This window comes from Hymenobacter elongatus, assembly GCF_004745955.1.
In the GTDB taxonomy this organism is placed as follows: domain Bacteria; phylum Bacteroidota; class Bacteroidia; order Cytophagales; family Hymenobacteraceae; genus Hymenobacter; species Hymenobacter elongatus.
In genome coordinates, this window is record NZ_SRLD01000007.1 from 91,361 (window position 1) to 110,884 (window position 19,524).

Annotated in this window: 15 protein-coding genes; 9 read left to right on the forward strand and 6 right to left on the reverse strand. The window is 61.5% G+C overall.

What is annotated here, in order from left to right; translation table 11 throughout:
* Positions 1-20 precede the first annotated feature (20 nt).
* Together E5J99_RS05435 and E5J99_RS05440 are read left to right on the forward strand one after the other, a co-directional pair.
* Positions 21-296: an AbrB/MazE/SpoVT family DNA-binding domain-containing protein gene (locus E5J99_RS05435; protein WP_135496708.1), complete on the forward strand. Its 276-nt coding sequence runs from the start codon at positions 21-23 to the stop codon at positions 294-296.
* Between the two features lie 19 nt (positions 297-315).
* Positions 316-612 (forward strand): type II toxin-antitoxin system PemK/MazF family toxin, encoded by a 297-nt coding sequence (locus tag E5J99_RS05440; protein ID WP_245318723.1) that lies wholly within the window; start codon positions 316-318, stop codon positions 610-612.
* A gap of 829 nt (positions 613-1,441) precedes the next feature.
* On the opposite strand, the gene E5J99_RS05445 is transcribed toward E5J99_RS05440, so the two are convergent.
* Positions 1,442-2,608, reverse strand: a complete 1,167-nt coding sequence (locus tag E5J99_RS05445) for a glycosyltransferase (protein WP_135496709.1) — start codon at positions 2,606-2,608, stop codon at positions 1,442-1,444.
* Positions 2,605-3,648 carry a lysylphosphatidylglycerol synthase transmembrane domain-containing protein gene (locus tag E5J99_RS05450; RefSeq protein ID WP_135496710.1) on the reverse strand — a complete coding sequence of 348 codons (1,044 nt, stop codon included), beginning with the start codon at positions 3,646-3,648 and terminating at the stop codon, positions 2,605-2,607. Before E5J99_RS05450 ends, E5J99_RS05445 begins: the two co-directional genes overlap by 4 nt.
* A gap of 90 nt (positions 3,649-3,738) precedes the next feature.
* Between E5J99_RS05450 and ruvC the strand changes: the two genes are divergently transcribed.
* Positions 3,739-4,374, forward strand: a complete 636-nt coding sequence (gene ruvC / locus E5J99_RS05455) for a crossover junction endodeoxyribonuclease RuvC (protein WP_135496711.1) — start codon at positions 3,739-3,741, stop codon at positions 4,372-4,374.
* A gap of 26 nt (positions 4,375-4,400) precedes the next feature.
* A complete protein-coding gene (locus tag E5J99_RS05460) occupies positions 4,401-4,616 on the forward strand; it encodes a KTSC domain-containing protein (RefSeq protein WP_135496712.1) in 216 nt (71 codons plus the stop codon).
* Positions 4,617-5,286: 670 nt separating this feature from the next.
* Here the strand turns inward: E5J99_RS05460 and E5J99_RS05465 are convergent.
* From E5J99_RS05465 to E5J99_RS05475, 3 genes are all read right to left on the reverse strand, one after another.
* Positions 5,287-6,087 (reverse strand): PhzF family phenazine biosynthesis protein, encoded by an 801-nt coding sequence (locus E5J99_RS05465; protein WP_135496713.1) that lies wholly within the window; start codon positions 6,085-6,087, stop codon positions 5,287-5,289.
* A 262-nt stretch (positions 6,088-6,349) separates the two neighbouring features.
* A complete protein-coding gene (gene hutI / locus E5J99_RS05470; RefSeq protein WP_135496714.1) occupies positions 6,350-7,780 on the reverse strand; it encodes an imidazolonepropionase in 1,431 nt (476 codons plus the stop codon).
* On the reverse strand, positions 7,735-8,856 hold the full coding sequence (locus E5J99_RS05475) for a spore photoproduct lyase family protein (protein ID WP_245318725.1): 1,122 nt from the start codon (positions 8,854-8,856) through the stop codon (positions 7,735-7,737). The genes hutI and E5J99_RS05475 overlap by 46 nt, the downstream gene beginning before the upstream one ends.
* Positions 8,857-9,805: 949 nt before the next feature.
* Here E5J99_RS05475 and pncA point away from each other — a divergent pair.
* From pncA to E5J99_RS05500, 5 genes are all read left to right on the forward strand, one after another.
* Positions 9,806-10,423 carry a bifunctional nicotinamidase/pyrazinamidase gene (gene pncA, locus E5J99_RS05480; RefSeq protein ID WP_135496715.1) on the forward strand — a complete coding sequence of 206 codons (618 nt, stop codon included), beginning with the start codon at positions 9,806-9,808 and terminating at the stop codon, positions 10,421-10,423.
* A gap of 9 nt (positions 10,424-10,432) precedes the next feature.
* Positions 10,433-10,957, forward strand: coding sequence for a 2'-5' RNA ligase family protein (locus E5J99_RS05485; protein ID WP_210114406.1), 525 nt, complete (start codon positions 10,433-10,435; stop codon positions 10,955-10,957).
* A 230-nt stretch (positions 10,958-11,187) separates the two neighbouring features.
* Complete coding sequence (locus E5J99_RS05490; protein ID WP_135496716.1) at positions 11,188-13,965, forward strand: TonB-dependent receptor; 2,778 nt, start codon at positions 11,188-11,190, stop codon at positions 13,963-13,965.
* A 339-nt stretch (positions 13,966-14,304) separates the two neighbouring features.
* Entirely contained in the window at positions 14,305-15,774 is a 1,470-nt protein-coding gene (locus E5J99_RS05495) for a hypothetical protein (protein ID WP_135496717.1), read from the forward strand.
* 791 nt (positions 15,775-16,565) lie between these two features.
* The gene (locus tag E5J99_RS05500; RefSeq protein ID WP_135496718.1) at positions 16,566-18,092 is read left to right on the forward strand and encodes a malate:quinone oxidoreductase; all 1,527 of its coding nucleotides are present in this window, start codon (positions 16,566-16,568) and stop codon (positions 18,090-18,092) included.
* 617 nt (positions 18,093-18,709) lie between these two features.
* On the opposite strand, the gene E5J99_RS05505 is transcribed toward E5J99_RS05500, so the two are convergent.
* A complete protein-coding gene (locus E5J99_RS05505) occupies positions 18,710-19,513 on the reverse strand; it encodes a class I SAM-dependent methyltransferase (protein WP_135496719.1) in 804 nt (267 codons plus the stop codon).
* Positions 19,514-19,524: the final 11 nt, after the last annotated feature.

A 19,524-nucleotide genomic window follows, 5' to 3' on the forward strand; every position in this document is an offset into this window, starting at 1 on the left:
AGCAGATGCACTTCCCTTATATGGCGTTTGCTTCTGTGAAGGCGCATCTGATTTGGATAGGCAATTCCCAGGAAATTGTGCTGCCCAAGATGTTACTGCAGCAATATCACCTCACCGGCGAGGTCGACCTGCAGCCCACGCCCGAGGGCTTGCTCATCAAGCCGGTGGTGAAGCCCCGCCGTCAGACCTGGGATGCGCGCTTTCAGCAGGCTATTGCCCAGGGCCAGGCCCCGGAGGGCGAGTTGTTGGAGGGATTCTCGGACGAGGCCTTTGAGGAAACCGAATGGCAGCGGTAGCCGTGCAGCGCTTTGCGGTGTGGCTCGTGAACCTCGAACCCAGGGCAGCGAAATCAGCAAGGCCCGCCCCTGCGTGGTGCTCTCGCCCGACGAGATGAACCGCTACCTGCGCACCGTCACCATTGCGGCCCTGGCCAGCACCCGGCGCGACTACCCCTCCCGGGTGAATTGCGCCTTCCAGGGCAAGGAGGGACAGGTTACGCTCGACCACATCCGCTCGGTGGATAAAACCCACCTGGTGCGCCGCTTGGGCGTGCTGCCCAAAGCCACGGCACAGGAGGTCTGCGCCCGGCTGCAGAAGCTATTTCACTACTGATGCTTACAGAACCGGCCCGCTATGCCAGCGGGTCGACTCTGTTTCGGATTGGTCCTGTCTTCGGAGTTTGGGGGGCCTGTACGACGAGACCTTTCAGCGTAGCTGTGTGTCCGGCATCTTGTAAGACATATTCTGTCAAGAGGCTTCTTCCGGAGGTAAGCCGGAATCAACGCCCTCCGCTGTTACTTCGGCTATGCTATTTCATCTGGTTACTCGAATCTGCTTAACGCGCTACAGTTTCCATAGTAGCACAAAAGCAGCTGCTAACTGCCTACCCGAATTGACCGTCATGCTGAGTTTGTCGAAGCATCTCTACCGCTTCGTTGAACGGCGCTAACGGCGTGGCAGAGATGCTTCGACAAGCTCAGCATGACGGTCCGGTTCTGTTGACTTCCTCAACAGCTTGAAAAATAAAATCTCTTGCTACCCTCGAAGGCTTGCTCTCCCAAGCTGTGGCGACCGTGCGGCAATCCGACGAAAATGAGGTTGTTCTATTGAGCCAAGCGAGATGTCTCCCGTTGGTCGACATGACGTTCGAGAAAGGCAGCATTGCCTCAGTGAACTGCTGTCCATAGACGCTTAGCGCATGTTTGGTATTCTTCAAAAACGTCGATTCCATCTGGCCTGGTATGGCGCTCGCGCAGCTCAAGCACCTCTATTACAATGACAATCAGATTACTGTGGCGGTAGAGGCACCTCGACTGCGCGGACGCCAGATCAGGCCGGACCCGAAAATCAACTTCCCAAACGCACGCCAAGCAGCGCACTCCTCGTGCGTAGCTGCCGCCACAGGCGACGAGCTTCTGGCTTGCGCACTAGGCCCGGCACACTACCCCGGCCCTTGCCCCAGCACGCGCCCCTTCCAGGTGTAGCGCCCACGCAACCCCAATACCCCGGTAACCAACGCGTAGGGGGCGTAGAGCAGCTGCAGCAGCGGCACCCACCGCCGCCACCGCCGCCGGCCCAGAAACCGCAGCACCGGCCCCAGAAACCAGGCATCGGCCCCTAGCTTGCTGGCCCAGGCCGCCAGGGCCCAGGGCCAGAGCGCGGGCCACGCCAACGGCGCTAGCAGCCCCAGAAACAGCGCCACATTGGCCCCCAGTACCAGCAGGGCCAACTTTTGTGAGGCTCCGTGCTGGTAGTGCCGCCACTTGCTGGCCCAGCGTACTCGCTGGGTGAGCAGGGCCCCCAAAGTTGCCGGGGCCGCCGTAGACACCAAAGCCGCCGGGGATTTTAGAAACCGGATGCTACCGGGAAAGGCGGCGTGCAGCTTGTGGAGCAGGAATTCATCGTCGCCGCTGGCCAGGTGCTCGTTACCGGCAAAACCGCGCACGGCGGCAAAGGCGTCGCGGCGGTAGGCCAGGTTGGCCCCGTTGCACATGGTGGGAGCATTGAGGCCAATGGTAGCGGCCCCCACTCCTATCAGGCCCGCGAATTCCAGGCCCATGAGCGTTTGCAGCACGGTAGTGGGGCCCGTCAGCAGCACCGGGCCACTAATGAAGCGGGCCCCGGCATCGGTGGTGACGACGGCGGCGTAGGTGCTGAGCCAGTCGGGGCCGAAGCGGCAGTCGGCATCCGTGCAAACTACCCACGGAGCCCGGGCGTGCAGCAAGGCAGCCTGCAAAGCGGCTTTCTTGCCGGTGCCTCCCCCTGGCTGCTGACCGAGCTGCACCAACCGGAGCGCCAACGGGCTGCCAGCTACCGCGGCCGCCACGAGTTGGGGGGTGGCATCCGTAGAATGGTCATCCACGATAATGACCTCGAAGCGGCTGGTGTCGAGGGTTTGGTGGGCCACATCGGCAAGCAGATTCGGCAGGGTCAGGGCTTCGTTGCGGGCCGCGATGAGCACGGAGAATAACGGGCCATCGGTAGCGGTCGGGCTGGGCGGGAGCGGTGGCGTGGGCAGCCGCAGCCAGGCCCGCCGGAAGCGGATCATGACGACGGCATAGAGAGCGGGCAGCAGCAGCAACCCCATTCCGGCCCAGGTGCTGCTCATGGTTGCGGAGCCCGCGCGGCCCTGTCTTTTTTGCGAAACACCTTCAGGCGCAGCACAAACAGCAGCCCGGCCGCGCTGGGCAGGGCAATATTGAGCACCCACAAGCTCAGACTAGCGCTGAGCACGGGGAGCACGGGCTCCCGAAGCAGGCCAAACAAATGCGTAGCCGACAGCTCCCGCACACCCACATCGGCCAGCGCATTGAGCGAGGGCACCAGCGACTTGAGCAGAAACGTACCAGCAATAGCGGCCAGCCCCGGCCCAATGGGCGGCGAGGCCCCGTAGGCCCACAGCAACAGCCCAAACTGCGCGCAGAAAATGCCATAGCGCAGCATCGACAAGGCCAGGATGACATGCAGGGCGTGGGCCGGGTAGGTGGGCATCACGGCCAGAAACCGCCGAAAGCGCCGCAGGGGCTTCACCACCGTAAGGGCCGAGAGCAGCAGGCGCGAGCGGTAGAGCGGTAGTATTACCCCGGCGTTTAGCAGGATAGTAGCCACCACCAGCCCCACGTTGGTGGCCGGATAGCCGCGCAGGTAAAAGGTGAGCAGAAAATAGAGCAACCCCACCGTGCCCGCCACCACCGTGGCCACGAGCTGGCAGTAGCGCCCCAGAAATACCGCGCCCAGCGCATCGAGGCGGCGGCTTTTCAGCTCCATGATGCGGCCCGCGTAGTCGCCCACGCGGTTGGGCGTCACGAAACCCAGGGTGAGGCCGACCAGCACCGCCCGAAAGCAGCGCCGGAACGATACGGGCTCCAGATGCCGGGCCAGCCGCCACCACTTCCAGGCTTCCAGGCCCCAGTTGACGGGTACCAGGGCCAGGGCCAGCAGCACCGGGCCCCGCCCCGAGCCACTGAGCGTGGAGGCCAGCAGCTGCCGCCAGGCCGCCGCCGTGGCCGCGTCGGCAAACACTGACCGGTAGAGCAGCCCCAGCGTGAGTGCGGTGACGAGCAGCTTGCCGCCAATGACGAGCAGCCGACGGCGCGACGCGGGTTCTTCCGGGTTTTGGACGTAGTTTTGTAGGTGGTGCGGGGGCAAGACGGCGGCGTATTGAGTAGATTCGGCAAGTTACCGACGAAAATCACCGGAAGTCCTATTTCCTTACCGACCCTGCGCGCTTCCCAGCCTATGCTTTTGTCTCCTGCTTCATCCGCCGACCTGTTGCCCAAGGTTATTATGGGCGTCGACCCCGGCACCCAGGTGATGGGCTACGCCGTAATTGAGGTGCGGGGCTCCCGCGTAGAGGTGATTTGCTACGATGTAATTGACATGAAAAAGCTGGGCACCAACCATGCCCTCAAGCTCAAGAAAATATTTGAGCGCATGCTGGAGCTCATCGACGAGTATTTGCCCGATGAGCTGGCCATCGAAGCCCCGTTTTTTGGCGTGAACGTGCAGAGCATGCTCAAGCTGGGCCGGGCGCAGGGCGTGGCCATTGCCGCCTGCCTCTCGCGCCAGATTCCGTACGTGGAATACGCTCCCACCAAAGTGAAACAGGCCGTAACGGGCTCGGGCTCGGCCAGCAAAGAGCAGGTGGCCCGCATGCTGCGCCAGACCCTGAAGCTGCCGCCCATCGAGGAAGCGCCCAAGTTCATGGATGCCACCGACGCGCTGGCCGTGGCGCTGTGCCACCATTACCAGAAGGGCAACAACGTGAAAGCCGGCACCAAGAGCTGGGACAAATTCCTGACCGACAACCCCGAGCGGATGTCCAGCGGCACGGGCACCAAGAAAACCCCAGCCAAGACCAAAGTCAGCAAGTAGGTTTTACATAGGCTATTCTTCTCCGTATGCAACGCCGCCCGATCCGCTCTACTTCATTGAAAGCCGTGGGCTACGAGCCGTCTTCCCTGACGCTGGAAATCGAATACCGCAACGGCCGTGCGGTGCGCTACACCGGCGTGAGCGAGGCCGTGTACCAGGGCTTGCTGGCCGTGCCGGGCAAGGCGCAGTTTGTGGAGCAGGTACTGGAAAAAAGTGGCTACGGGCGCGAGCAGCTGCGGTAAACAGCTTAAACACTCGCCTGTCATCCTTGAGCGGCGCGAAGCAAAGCGAAGGACCTTCCTTGCCTGAGTGACGAACGCCATTCAATGTGACAAAGCCCTTTACCACCGCAGCAGTAAAGGGCTTTGGTATAGTGAAGCTGTGTAGAAAGTCGTCGAACGGTCATGCTCTATCTGGCGTCCGCTTGTCGAAGCATCCCTCCCGCACTGGTAATTAGAGCGTGTTTAGGAATTGTCATGCTGAGCGCAGCGCAGCGGAGTCGAAGCATCTCTACCGCACTGGTAATCAGAATTACTACTGCGGTAGAGATGCTTCGAGTTTGCCCAGCATGACGTTCAGGCGTGGTGTGAACGACTTCCTAAAGCGGTTTCGGGGGCAATGGCTAGTAGCGCGAACTGTGTAGTTCGCGCTACTGCGCCGTTCGCAGTCATACTATCGGCGCGGGGGCGCGAACTACACAGTTCGCGCTACTATCTGCCCCGTACACTGAATCCGAAACCACTCTAAAACAGCCTTATTGGTAAGACCCGTAGTGGGGTATGTGAGGAAGGTCCTTCGCTTTGCTTCGCGCCGCTCAAGGATGACAGCTGTGAGGGGCACCGCTGTGGAAGATGACAAAAGCAAAAACAGGCAGCCGTAAGGCTGACGGAAAGCGGGAGATGCAACCGTAGGCTACACCTCTCCCACCTCAATTTCGCCCTTCAGATACGTCACGGCATAGCCGCTCATCAGGGCCCGGTCGCCGCGCAGCTCGCACCACAGGTCGCCGCCCCGGGCCGATACCTGGCGGGCCCGCAGCTCAGTCTTGCCCAGCCGCTGCGCCCAGAACGGAATCAGCGAAGCGTGGGACGAGCCGGTAACCGGGTCTTCGGGGACGCCCACGCGGGGCGCGAAAAAGCGCGATACGAAGTCGATACCATTGGAGCCGGGCGCGGTGGCAATAACACCGACGTACTCCAGCGCCGCTATTTTGTTGAAATCGGGATGCAGCGCCAGCACTTCGGCTTCGGAGGCGAAGAGGGTGACTAAGTCGCGGGAGGCCAGCACTTCCAGGGGCGTAGCGCGCAGCGCGTCGAGCAGGCCGGTGGGCGGCACAGCGAGATGCTGGGGCGGGCGCGAGGGAAAATCGAGGGTGAAGCGGCCGTCGGCGGCGTGGCGCACGCGCAAGGGGCCGCTTTTAGAATGGAAGGTCAGCTCTTCCCCTTTGAAGTTCAGGTGGCGGAACAGCACGTGCGCCGAGGCCAGCGTGGCGTGGCCGCACAGGTCGATTTCGGCCGTGGGCGTAAACCAGCGGATATCGTAGTCGTTGCCGTCGCGGGCCACGAAAAAAGCCGTTTCGGCCAGGTTATTTTCGGCGGCAATGGCCTGCATGGTTTCGGCGGGCAGCCACGCGGTGAGCGGGCACACGGCGGCCGGGTTGCCGGCAAATATCCGGTCGGTGAAAGCATCGATTTGGTAGAGCGGAAGCAGCATAGCAGCGGGCGGAAGGTTGATAGAGGGCTAAAGGTAAGCAACGCGCCAAACAGGGCAGCGGTGGGCGTGAGCTGACGGCGAAGCATGCTGGCAGCAAATCTCCGATAGTCGCTAAGAAGCTGTTTGAGTTGTTAAAAACGGTCATGCTGAGCTTGTCGAAGCATCTCTACCGCTTCGTTGGACTGCCCAAACGAAGCGGTAGAGATGCTTCGACAAGCTCAGCATGACCGTTTCAGATTTTTTTTGCTCCCTCAAACAGCTTCTATACAACCTGTACCTGCCCGGCCACCACCACATGCCGCACCGGGTTTTCGCCTAGCCAGTAGGGTATTTCCTGGTAGTCGGGCACGTTGAGCACGAGTATATCGGCCTGCTTGCCCACTTCCAAGCTCCCAATTTCAGCCGCCAGATTCAGGGCCCAGGCCGCATTGAGCGTACCGGCCGCAATGGCTTCTTTGGGGGTGAAGCCCATCTTGAGGCAGGCCATCGAGAGGGCTAGCCACAGGTTTTTGCTGGGGCAGGAGCCGGGGTTGAAGTCGGTGCTGACGGCCACGGGCACGCCCTGCGCGATAAGCTCCCGGCCGGGGGCGTATTGTTCCTGGCGCAGAAACAAGGGAACCAGCGGCAGCAGCACGGCTACCGTTTGCCCGGTGGCGGCCACCCGAGCCGCGTCTGCTGGGTTGAGGTAGTCGCAATGGTCCACGCTGGCGGCGCCCAGCTCGGCGGCCATGGCGCAGCCGCCCAGGTCGTGCAGCTGCTCAGCATGAATCTTCAGGCCGAAGCCCAGCTCCTGGGCCCGTTGCAGGTAGCGGCGCGCGTCGGGGACCGAAAAAGCGCCTTGCTCGCAGAAAATATCCACGAATTCGGCTTCTCCCTGCAGCGCGGGCAGCACCTGCTCCACCAGAAAATCGAGGTAGGCAGCGGGGCGGCCCTGGTACTCGGGCGCTACGACGTGCGCCCCCAGAAACGTGGGCACCACGCGCATAGCTTCCTGCTGGCCCGCCTGCCGGGCCACGCGCACCAGGCGCAGCTCCGTGTCCTTATCGAGACCATAGCCACTTTTGGCTTCCACCGTCGTGACGCCGTAGCGACGAAACCCTTGCAGGTGGTGCCGGGCGTTGGCCAGCAGCTCGGCCTCGGCAGCGGCCCGCGTGGCGCGCACCGTGCTCAGTATGCCACCGCCCGAGGCCAGAATATCGAGGTAAGATTCACCCTGCAGCTTGCGCTGAAACTCGGGGGCCCGGTTGCCGGCAAATACCAGATGGGTATGGCACTCCACCAACCCCGGCATCACGACTTGGCCCTGGGCGTCCAGCACCCGGGTGGCGGCGGTAACGAGGCTTTCGTTTAGCTCGTGCATGGGGCCCAGCGCCACTATGCGGCTGTTTTCGCAGGCTACAAAAGCGTTTTCCAGGACCAGCCAGTTGGCCAGGTCAGCGCCGGCCAGGGGCCGCCCGGCAGGGCCACCGGCGAGGGTAAGCAGTTGGCCGCAGTTGCGAATCAGCAGGGAGTAAGCCACGAGCATAAACGGGCAGCCCGGGGTTCCAACGGGCGGCGGCGCTAAGCTAAGCACATTAAAAAAGGATACGCCCGCTGCCGGCGTATCCTTTTCGGTGGTCGTATGACCCAGATTTATCCATCCCAGGCTTAGGTCCAGTACTGAATCGGGGCCCGGGGAAAGCGCCGCTGCCATTCGGCGAAGAAAAACTGCTTGAGCGTGCGCATATCCTCGGGCTGGTACACATATTTGGTGCCCCCAAATTTATTGCGCTTCACGGCGCGGCCGGCTTCTTCCAGGTCCAGGCTCGTGTTGGGGTACCATTGCAGCAGCACGTCTTTGGAGCCCGGCGTGAAGCGGTGACTGATCATCTCCACGGTCAGGTCGCAGTCGAAATCCAGCGTAGCCGCCAATCGGTCGAGCAGCGCCGTGTAGTGCGCACGCCACTCCGGAATGGGCATGATGGGCGCCAGCACTACGCCCACAGGATAGCCGCCCCCACCCTGCTGCCGGGGCAGTGCCAGCTGCCGCAAGGCCCGCAAGCGCGCCTCCACCGAGGCCGTGCCACCTTCCAGGCGCCGGGCAATGGGCTCTGCATTAAGACTAAACCGGGCGCGGGTGTGCCCATGGTGCGGCAAGTCGAGCAGAGAGCCTACCGCGTCATACTTACTCACAAACCGCAGGCGGGCACCCTCCCGCTCCCCGTAGTACCGGATGCATTCGGCCAGGCTACCCGTGAGGTGCTCTATGCCCAGCACATCGGTATAGCAGCTCACTTCGAAGCTGGTGCTGCGGCCGGCCTGCTCATAAGCGGCCGTGCCAGCCAGCAGCTTGGGCAAGTTGGCGTAGGCCCGCACCACCGGCGGCCCTTGCAGACTGCCGGCCAGGTAGCAGTACTGGCAGTGGGCCGGACAGCCTTCAGCCAGGTTCATCTGCCAGTCGGCGGAGGGTGGCGTGGGCTGCAGCTTCAGGGCGCCGGGCGGGGCACACACCACGGCCAGCGTATTTTTGGCGTTGCGGTAGGTTTCGCGCACATCCGCGCCGCGCAAGCCGGTGAGGCGGTTGCTTTTCAGCACTTCAATTTCCAGATCGTGGGCCCGCACCCGCTCGTACATCTGCTGGCCAAACGGCTCGTCGAGCGCATCGGGGGTGAACAGCACCCGCTTGGGCAGCCACAGGCGGGCCGAGTGCGTCAGCGGTTGCGGGGCCGGAGCGGGCTGGGCGGAAAGCAGGGTTTCGGAGAGTTGGACAAAGGAGCCGGTTTCAAGCATCAGAACATATAGCTGGTGGTAGGCTTAGAACACCCGCCGGCTTGTTTAAAGTCCTTTTTGGGCCCGCCAAATCAAGAATTTGAAGCTATTTAGGAAGTCTGCCGAACGTCATGTCTCCCGTTGGTCGACATGACATTCTATTGGATTTTAGCGACTAGACTTGTTCCTGAATTAGGAACCGATGCTAAAATTCGGCTGTCATGCTGAGCTTGTCGAAGCATCTCTACCGCTTCGTTCCCCGAAATCGTTCGGGAGAGATACTTCGACAAGCTCAGCAGGACGTTCTTTTTTCGTTTCGCTTTATTCAGGAACAAGTCTACTTCCTAAACAGCCTCTTTACTTGCTATTCAAATACTCCTGTATGGAAACTAATGTATTTGAACCATCTCGTTGGGTAGCCACCTGAACCTGGGTGGTAAATCCCCAGATTCGTGAGCCTTGGGCTTGCCTCGCCACGGCATTCCACAGCGATTCTCTGGTTGGAGTATAGTGGCCGGAAAATCACTCTAAGAAAGGGTTTAGTATTTTTCAAAAACGCCGGTTCCGGTCCTGCCAGATCAGGCAGGACACGAAAATCAAAATTCCAAACACGGTCCAACGGCCGTCCTTTTCGCGTCGCTATGAAACCACTTTCTATCGGCTGCGGCGTCCGGCCGGGTAGCCCAATCGGGCGAGCTGAAGTACCCGTATGGCACTTACCTGGCCGCCCACACGCCGACCGACCACGGCGGCTACCTGCACGTGTGGCAACTGGAAGGCCACGGGTGGCGTTTAGTGGCGGAAGTTCTCACTCCTCCCAGCAACCCACCCAAACCGTAACCCGGTTTCTTATTTTGTAGAAACACGACGCCCGTCACCCGTCGGCGCAGCCCGAACCGTGGCTGCCAGAACGTAGTATTGCGCCGTTTTCCATTACAGCTTGCCCACCAGCCCACCAACTTATTTTCGCATGAACGCTCTGTTGCTGATTGATATTCAACCCGATTTTTTGCCCGGCGGAGCACTGCCGGTACCGGACGGGGATGCTATTCTGCCCATTGTGAATGCCTTGCAGCCTCATTTCGACTTGGTAGTGGCCACCCAGGACTGGCACCCGCCGCAGCACGAAAGCTTTGCCGTCCACCACCCCGGCACACAACCGCTCGACGAAATCGACCTGCACGGCCTGCGCCAGACGCTGTGGCCGGTGCACTGCGTGCAGGGCTCGGCCGGTGCCGAGCTGGCAGCGGCGCTCGATACCAGCCGCATTGCCCGGGTTTTCCGCAAAGGCACCACGCCGGAAATCGACAGCTACAGCGGCTTCCACGACAACGGCCACCGCCACTCGACGGGCCTGGCGGAGTACTTGCGGAGCCAGAACGTGACGGCAGTATATGTAGCGGGCCTGGCGGCCGACTACTGCGTGTATTTTACGGCCAAAGACGCCCTGCTGGAAGGCTTCGACACGTATTTGCTGGAAGATGCCACCCGCCCTATTTCCCCGGAGGGCTTCGCGCGCGCCAAGGCCGACCTGGTACAGGCCGGCGGTCATCTTATGCAAAGCACGGACGTGCCGCTCCGCGCTTAACGGCCCACCATGATGCTGCCGACCACCGGAGCTGCCCCGCTGATTCTGACCTTGGGACTGGATGAGGCCAGCACCCACTTCTTCAACGAGCTGCGCCAGCGGCATTTCCCGCCCGAGCGCAACTTTCTGGCCGCTCACCTCACCTTATTTCATCACTTGCCGGGTAGCCAGCAGGCTCCCATCGAGCAGGTGCTGGCAGCTTCTGGCAAGGTGCAGCCGCCGCTGGCGCTGCACGTGGCGGGCGTGCAGTTTCTGGGGCAGGGCGTGGCCTACGGGCTCAAGAGTGAGGCGCTGGAAACCCTGCACCAAGACTTGCAGCGCCAGTGGTGGCCCCAGCTCACGCCCCAGGATCAGCAGCGGCGGCGGCCCCACGTAACGGTGCAGAACAAGGTGCGGCCCGAGGTGGCCCGGGCCCTGCACGAGGAGCTGACGGCTTCGTTTGTGCCGTTTGAAGCCATGGGCACGGCGTTCCACCTGTGGGCCTACCGCAATGGCCCCTGGGAATGGCTGCGCACTTTTCCTTTCGTTGGGTAAAACATTCCTGTAGCAATAATCAATATATTGATTTTATACTATTAACATGTTTTCTATTCAGAGCTGCACTAGCATAAAGGCCGCTAATCGTTTGCCCGGCCCATCTATCTGTTCGCCTGAACCACTTCACCGAATAACACCGCAACCAAACAGCGAAAAGTGTAGCTTTGATAGCCTCCGAATCTTGACTTGCGTGAGAGGCGCCCGCTCCGAACTACCACACCCTGTGCATGCAACACGTTTATTGTCTTTTTACCGCCGCCCTGCTGGCTGGGGCGGCACCGGTTCTGGCTGCGCCGCCCAATTCGCAGCATTCCATTGCTTCTTCAAATAGTTTTATTAGTATCCACGCCGAAGATCCGGTGGGTGGCACCGTGCTCAGCACCACCGGCGAGCCGCTGCCCGGCGCTACCATATTCGTAAAAGGCTCTTTTGTGGGCACCAGCACCAATCAGCTGGGCCAGTTCCACATGACCACGAATCTGAGCCAGGGCCCCATCACGCTGGTCATCTCCTTTCTGGGCTACGAGTCTCAGGAAATTACGCTCCCTGCCCCCGACCACGACCTGGTTATCAGTCTGGTGCCAAGTGCCACGGCCGGCAATGCCACGGTAGTAGCGGCTTCGCGGGTCGAGGAGAATATCCTGCGCACATCCGTCACTATCGACAAGGTGACTGCCGCCCAAATTGAGCGCATCAGCACACCCGAAGTGCTGGGCGGCCTGGGCCAGCTGCCGGGCATCGATGTCAACTCCGCTTCGATGCTGTTCACCAGCATCAGCACCCGGGGCTTCAATACGGCCAAGTCGGAACGCGTGATTCAGCTCGTAGACTACATGGATACGGCATTGCCGAGCCTGGGCCTGAGCCCGGGCAACCTGGTCGGCATTCCGGAGCTGGACATGGAAAGCATCGAAATCATCCATGGGCCGGCCTCGGCGCTGTATGGTGCCAATGCGCTGAGTGGCGTGGTCTTGTTCAACAGCAAAGACCCGTTCGTGTACGAGGGCTTGAGCGTGCGCCTGCGCGGCGGGCAGCGCAGCCTGCTCGATGGCCAAGTACGCTACGCCCAGAAGCTGGGCAAAAAGCTGGCGGTGAAAATCAACGTCAGCGGCTTTCAGGCCACCGACTGGCTGGCCGAAAACTACGATGCTACCTCGGGCTCGCTCAATCCGGCTGGCTCGCCGCTGGGCTACGATGCCGTGAATCGGTCCGGGGAAATCAGCTTTCAGTTCAGCAACGACCCGCGCCTGCAGCTGCCCGGCGGCACGCATCCCGACCTCTACGGCAAAACGGCCTACCTGCCCGGCTTCACGGAGCGCGAGCTGGTGGCCGACGACCAAAAAACCCGCTCCTACCGCCTGCAGGGTGCCGTGTCGTATCTACTGAAAGCCAACCTCCAATTGACCGTGGAGGCCAAGCATGCCACCGGCACGTCTATTTATCAGAATATTAGCCGGTTCCGGGTCAAAGGCCTGGGCACGACGCAGTATCGGGCCGAGCTGAAAGGGGCCAAAGGCTTTGTGCGCGTCTACTCGACCGAAGATTTCACGGGCAGCAGCTACGAGCTGGCCCAGCTGAGCGCCCTGCTACTGAGCTCTACGGCGCAGGAAACCACGCCGTATGGCCCGCTGAGCTACGCCCAGGTGTATTTCAGTACCTACAACACGGCCTATTCCCAGGCTATTCAGCAGCCGGGCACCACCCAGCAGCAGGCGCTGGGGCTGGCCCAGCAGGCCGCCAACGCCACGCAGCTCAAGGCCTCGGAGGCGCGCTTTGCGGAGCGGCGCCGCACTATTATTGCCGACGACGTGCCCGGCAGCGGTGCTCAGCAGCGCTTCAACTCCTTTCTGAACGACATCAGCGCCCAGCGCAGCTTCCGGGTTTCCGATTTCGGCACCGACCTGATTCTGGGGGGCGCGTACCGCGAATACCGGCTGGGCTCCGATGGCAAGCTATTCGATGACTTCAACCGGCCGCGCCTGCGCAACTACGAGTTCGGGGCCTATTCCCAGCTCACCCAACCCCTGCTGCACGACCACCTGAAGCTGGCGCTGGCGGGCCGCGTCGACTACTTCAAGAACTTTTCCCCGGCGCTGTCGCCCCGGGCCTCGGCCGTGTACTCCTTCGGCCCCGATAAGCGGCACAATGTGCGGGCCAGCTACAGCGGAGCCTACCGCAGCCCCTCCCAGCTGGAGCAGTACGCCCACTCCGACGTCACCTCCTTTATCGTCTTGGGCAACATCGGCAATGGCTTTCAGGGCATCGGCTTCACCGACGGCGCGGGCCATCCGTACGGCACGCCGGGCATCCCGCTCGCGGCCTTCCACATCATGCTGCCCAAGCTCACGCTGGAGCGCGTGCGCACGCTGGAAGTGGGCTACAAAGGCATGGTGCTGCCCAAGCTCTACGCCGACGCCAGCTATTTCCGCAGCCTGTATACCGACTTCATCGGCGGGCGGGCATTTGTGGGCAATCTGGATGGCAGCCGCCCTACCCAGCAGCAGCTCGACGAAGGCTTGCCCGCGCTGGCCGACCGCTCGAAGCCCACCCGCTTCATCTTCAGCTGGTATAACAATGCGCAGGCAGTGCGCACCCAGGGCGCCACACTGGGCCTGGCCTACCAGCTCAGCAAAGCGCTGCACTTCACCGGCAACTACACCCTCAACGTGCTGGACCGCCGCACGCTGCCCACCGATTTTCAGACGTTTTTCAATACGCCCAGGCATAAGTATAATCTCGGTATTAGTGGCTCTGCTACGGAGCAGCTCACCTACTCCCTCAACTACCGCTGGGCGCAGGGGCACTACCAGGAAATGCCTTTCGCCACCGGCACCATTGCGGCCTACCGCTCCACCGACGTGTACCTGGGCTATGCGCTGCCCAAGCTGGGAACGACCCTGCAGGCGGGCGCCTCAAACCTGTTCAACACCCGGAACATCCAGATCATCGGGGGGCCGCAGATTGGTCGTCTGGCATACCTGGGACTACTGCTACAGGTGAAGTAGCCGGCAGAAGCCCACCGCCTGAGCCGGGCAGTCTGGTGTGGGCTGCGCGCACAGTGGAGCGTGTTTGAGAGTTGATACAGAAGCTATTTGAGAAGTCTGGCGAACGTCCTGAATCTAGAGCGTCATGCTGAGCGCAGCGGAGCGAAGTCGAAGCATCTCTACCGCAGTAGTAATTGGATTTAGCATTGCGGTAGAGATGCTTCGACTGCGCGGACGCCAGATGAGCATGACATGCTGGTTGCGGTTGGCGACTTTCTAAACAGCTTCATTATGATGCACGGGTATTTCTTAACAGCTTTGCACCCCGTTTCCTATCATTTTACCGACTATCCTTTCTGTATGCGCATAGCAGCACTCACTGCCTTTCTGCTCGGCACAGTCACCTTCAGCCAGGCCCAGACCTTCGAGCCGGGCCTGGTAGTAGTCACCAGCGGCGACACGCTTCGGGGCGAGATAGAAAACAGCTACTGGGTCGAAACGCCCACCACGGTTCGCTTCCGGACCGTGCCCACGGCGGAGGCCACGACCTACGATGCCACGCAGCTGCGCCTGTTCCGGCTGGGCAGCGGGCGGTATTTCCGGAGCGAGTCGCTGCCGGTCGACCGCACGGCCGGCATCCGGAACAACTACCAGACCGAGTACCTGACCGGGCAGAAAGTCGCGGCCCCAAAGCCGGAAACGGTATTTGCCGAAGTACTGATCGAAGGCCCCGCCCCGCTGCTGCGCCTGAATCTGGCCCGCGGCACCCACTACTTCGTGCGGCGCGAAAACAAGGACTACATCGATCTGGCCGACCGGCAGTTTGTGCGCGTCGATCAGGCGGGTCAGCGCAACATCATCACCGGCAACGACTACCGGGGCCAGCTGGGTGTGCTCTTCGGCGACTGCGCCGCCGCCACGCAGGCCATAGCTTCGGCCGCCTTTACACCGGCGGGCCTGGCAACGGTGGTGCAGGCCTACAACCAGCGCTGCTCCGGCGCGGCTCAGCCTGGCACCAGCTTCCTGAAGCCCGCCCGCCCCAAGCGGGTTGTTGTCGTGAATGCCGGGGTGTTGGGGGGCATTCAGCTCAACCGGCTGGTCTTCACCCGCGCAGAGTCCGATTACGGGGCCGGTGACGCCAACCAGGAAGGCAGCCCGTTGGATGGGGTGAATTTTGCCAGCCGCCCCCACCCCATTGGCGGTCTGTACGCGGATGTGCTGCTGGCCGGCCGCGCATTTGCCCTGCACGCCGACCTCACGCTGACCCGCTTGGGCCAGACAGGCAAGCTGCCCGCGCAGGGAGCGTTGCCGGCGGGCGAATACCGCTGGAAAGGCCTGCTCTACACGGCCCGCACGGGCATGCGCTACTTTTTGCCGACAAGCCAGGTGCGCCGCCAGTTCTTTGTGGGCACCGGCCTGGCCCTCGATTATGTCAACATCAGCGAAACCAGCCTGCGCTACGGCAATGGTCAGCCCCGCACCGGGGCGGGCGGCATAGTGGTAGCCGGCAGCGGCTCCTTCCTGGCGGCTGCCACGCGCACCAACAATACCCGGGGCCTTACCGATTCCAACAGAGGGTTTCCTTACGCTATTCGGTCGTTTCCGTACCTGGAGCTGGGCCTGCGCCAGGGCCGGTTTACTGCCACCCTCGACGCCCGCGCCCATTTGAGTGGCAGCTACCGAGACGAGCTGGTCATTGACCAGGTGCTGCGGACCCCGGATAATGTGGTGTATGCCTACAGCAACCCCAGGTATTCTACCCGGCTCTGGCTGTTCAATGCCCTGCTGGGCTACCAGCTCAGCAAGGGCGACAACAAGGCCAGCCGCTAGGCGGAGCAAGTAGACTCGTTCCTGATATAAAGCGACACGAAAAAAGAACGTCCTGCTGAGCAAAGTCGAAGCATCTCTACCGCAGTGGTACTTAGAGCAAATTTCAGGTCGGTGTACGGCATGTATAGACGCGACCCTTCGCGTCTCGGCGTTGAACGATGCGGGAACACCAAACGGCGCGAACAGCAGACGCGAAGGGTCGCGTCGCTACACCCCTACACCAACCCAAGAACCGATCTAGCAGTGCGGTAGAGATGCTTCGATTGCGCGGACGCCAGATGAGCATGACAGCCAAATGGTAGCATCGGTTCCTGATTCAGGAACAAGTCTAGTCGCTAAACAGACCGGTGCATTGGAGCGTGTGAGCAGCAGCGCTTGTGGGGTATGCAGCCTTCGCCGACCGTCATGTCGAGCCGTAGCGAGACATCTCGCGTGCTCCTGTTGCCAGAGTAATCAGATTACTAAGGCACGCGAGATGTCTCGCGTTGCTCGACATGACGTTCTCATTACTCGCTGTCCACACAGCCTGGGACATGAGTACCATGGCACGCGAGGTGGCTCACGCTGTTCGACATGACGGTCTGTTCCTACGCTTTGCCAACATCGTCATCTTTCGGGTGCGAGATACTCTGGCTGTGCGGCCACCAGATCATGTTGCGCACACCACCACAGCCGAGCAGCGCCAAAGCACTGAAAGCCCAGCTACATAATGCCGGTTGTGGGGTGCTGCCGACCTTTTCCGGCCGTTTTCACGTAGAAACCACCTTCGCGCACCCTTCGCCCTGGTTTCTATGAATACTTCCGCTACCCCTGCTGCCGAGCAAAACCCCGACGTTGTCCTGATTGGGGCGGGCATTATGAGCGCTACGCTGGGCATGATGCTCAAAGAGCTGCAGCCCGATCTGACCATCGCCATTGTGGAGCGCCTCGACGTGGCCGCCGCCGAAAGCTCCGACGCCTGGAACAACGCCGGCACCGGCCACTCGGCCTTTTGTGAGCTCAACTACACCCCGCAGCGCCCCGATGGCTCCGTCGACATCAGCAAGGCCATCGGCATCGCCGAGTCGTTCGAGGTATCGAAGCAGTTCTGGACGTTTCTGGCCGAGAAATACGCCGTAACGGAGCTGCAGCGCTTCATCAACCACATTCCGCACATGAGCTTCGTGTGGGGGGCCGACAACGTGGAGTTTCTGCGCCAGCGCCACGCGGCCCTCACCGGGTCGCCGCTGTTTCGGGGCATGCAGTTTTCCGATACGCCCGCCCAGATTCAGCAGTGGATGCCGCTGGTGATGGAAGGCCGCGACCCGGCGCAGCCCGTGGCCGCCACCTCCATGGCGCTGGGCACCGATGTCAACTTTGGCTCCCTCACGCGGGGCATGTTCACGCTGCTGCAGCAAAAGCCCGGCGTCACGTTCTATTTCAACCACGAGGTAGACAAGCTGCGCCGCGACGAGGATACGCGTTGGCGCGTGAAAGCCACCAACCGCCACAGCGACGAACCCCTGGAGCTGCACGCCGCCTTCGTGTTTATCGGGGCCGGCGGCGGCTCGCTGCCGCTGCTCGAAAAGTCCGATATTCCGGAGGGCCACGGCTTCGGCGGCTTTCCCGTGAGCGGGCAGTGGCTGAAATGCGTGAATCCGGCCGTCATTGCGCGCCACGAGGCGAAGGTGTACGGCAAAGCGGCCGTCGGCTCGCCGCCCATGTCGGTGCCCCACCTCGACACGCGCATGATCAACGGCAAGCGGGAGCTGCTGTTTGGGCCCTACGCGGGCTTCACCACCAAATTTCTCAAGAAGGGCTCCTTTTTCGATTTGCCGGCTTCCATCCGCGCGGGCAACCTGCGCCCCATGCTCATGGCCGGCATCAAAAATATTCCGCTCACCCGCTACCTCATCAATCAGGTGCGGCAGTCACCGGACGACCGGTTGGCGGCCTTGAAAGAATACATGCCCCATGCCCGGCCCGAAGACTGGCAGCTGGAAATAGCCGGCCAGCGGGTGCAGGTCATTAAAAAAGATGCCAAGGAAGGCGGCATCCTCGAATTCGGCACCGAAGTCGTCAGCGCCGCCGACGGCTCCATTGCCGCGCTGCTGGGCGCGTCGCCGGGGGCCTCCACGGCTGTTTCCATCATGGTCACGCTGATTCAGCGCTGCTTCCCGGCCCAGGGCGCGTCGCCGGAGTGGCAGGCCCGGTTTCGGGAGATGATTCCGTCGTTCGGCCACCAGCTCAACGACCAGCCGCAGCTGCTGGAGCAAATCCGGACCCACACCAGCGCCGTGCTAGGCCTCACCGCTACCCCCCCGCTGGATGGCCGATAAGAGCGTGTCTGGAATTGTTCAAAAACGCCGATTCCGTGTCATGCTTAATCTGACGTCCGCTTGTCGAAGCATCTCGCGTGCCGTGGTAATTTGAGTACTACTGCACGCGAGATGCTTCGACAAGCGGACGTCAGATTAAGCATGACACGAAAAGAAGCTGTTTAGAAAGTCGCCAGAACGCATAGTTGCGTCTCGTCGTTGGGTGATACCCGCAGTTTCCGTTCAACGACGAGACGCAACTATGCGTCTCTACATCGGCGAACCGACTTTCTAAACAGCTTCAAGTGAAATCCCAAACACGTCCCGGAGCAAGCAGGAGCATTTTAAAAGTAGTGAAGCTATTCAGGAAGTCTGTCGAACGTCATGCTTCCTCTGGCGTCCGCTTGTCGAAGCATGACGCTCTGTTGGGTTTTAGCGGCTTCCTAAACAGCTTCACCCACAACAGGACTACAGGTAGGCACCCTTGGTAAAAGTTCGTGGGGTGCCTACCTACGCAGGTAGGCACGCCTGGTAAAAGTTCGTAGGGTGCCTACCTCCTCCTGACAGCGGCCCCTACCACCACAACACGTTGCGAAGGCGCGACTACCCACACAAATCCCTTGTCAGACAGCGGCGCACTATGGCTTGGTGGCTACCACCGAATACACCAGCGGAGTCTGCTGGCCAAGTGGGCCAATGTGGTAGCCGCCCTCGGGCAGCGCAATGGTGTGGGCAAAGCAATTGTAGGGCGAATAGTCGTATTCGGCGAAGCTGGTGAGCTGCAGGCCCTGGTGCAGCAGGCTCCCGATTACCTCGCTCAGACTATGATTCCAGGTGATTGACTGGTGGGTGATGGCAGCCGTGGGGTCGGCGTAGGTGCCGGTTTCCGTTTCCTCGATGGGGCCGGTGTTGAAATAGCTGTATTCCAGGCGCGTGAAATCGTTGTTGAACATCCATACCAGCGGGTGAAACTCCACGAGCACCAGCCGGCCGCCGGGGCGCAGGTAGCGGCTTACCAGAGTCGCCCACCGGGTCAGATCGGGAAGCCAGCCAAGCACGCCGTAGCTCGTGAATACGACGTCGAACCGGGCCTCGGGCAGGTGGTCGGGCAGGTCGTAGAGGTCGCAGCAAATGAACTCGGCGGGTATGCCCAGCGCTGTGCTCAGCTGCCGGGCCGCAGCGATGGCCGCGTCCGACAGATCGACGCCGGTGACCTGAGCCCCCAGCCGGGCCAACGACAGCGTATCCTGCCCAAAATGACACTGCAGATGCAGCAGGCGCTGGCCGGCCACCTCGCCCAGCAGGCCCAGTTCGATGCTATTCAGCGACGACTGGCCGGCTTTGAAGGCCTCCACGGCGTAGAAATCGGATGCCAGGTGCGGGCCGGTTCGAGCGTTCCAGAGGGCACGGTTGAGGGCGAGGTACTCGGGTGATGTGGGCATTAGTAGAGCGC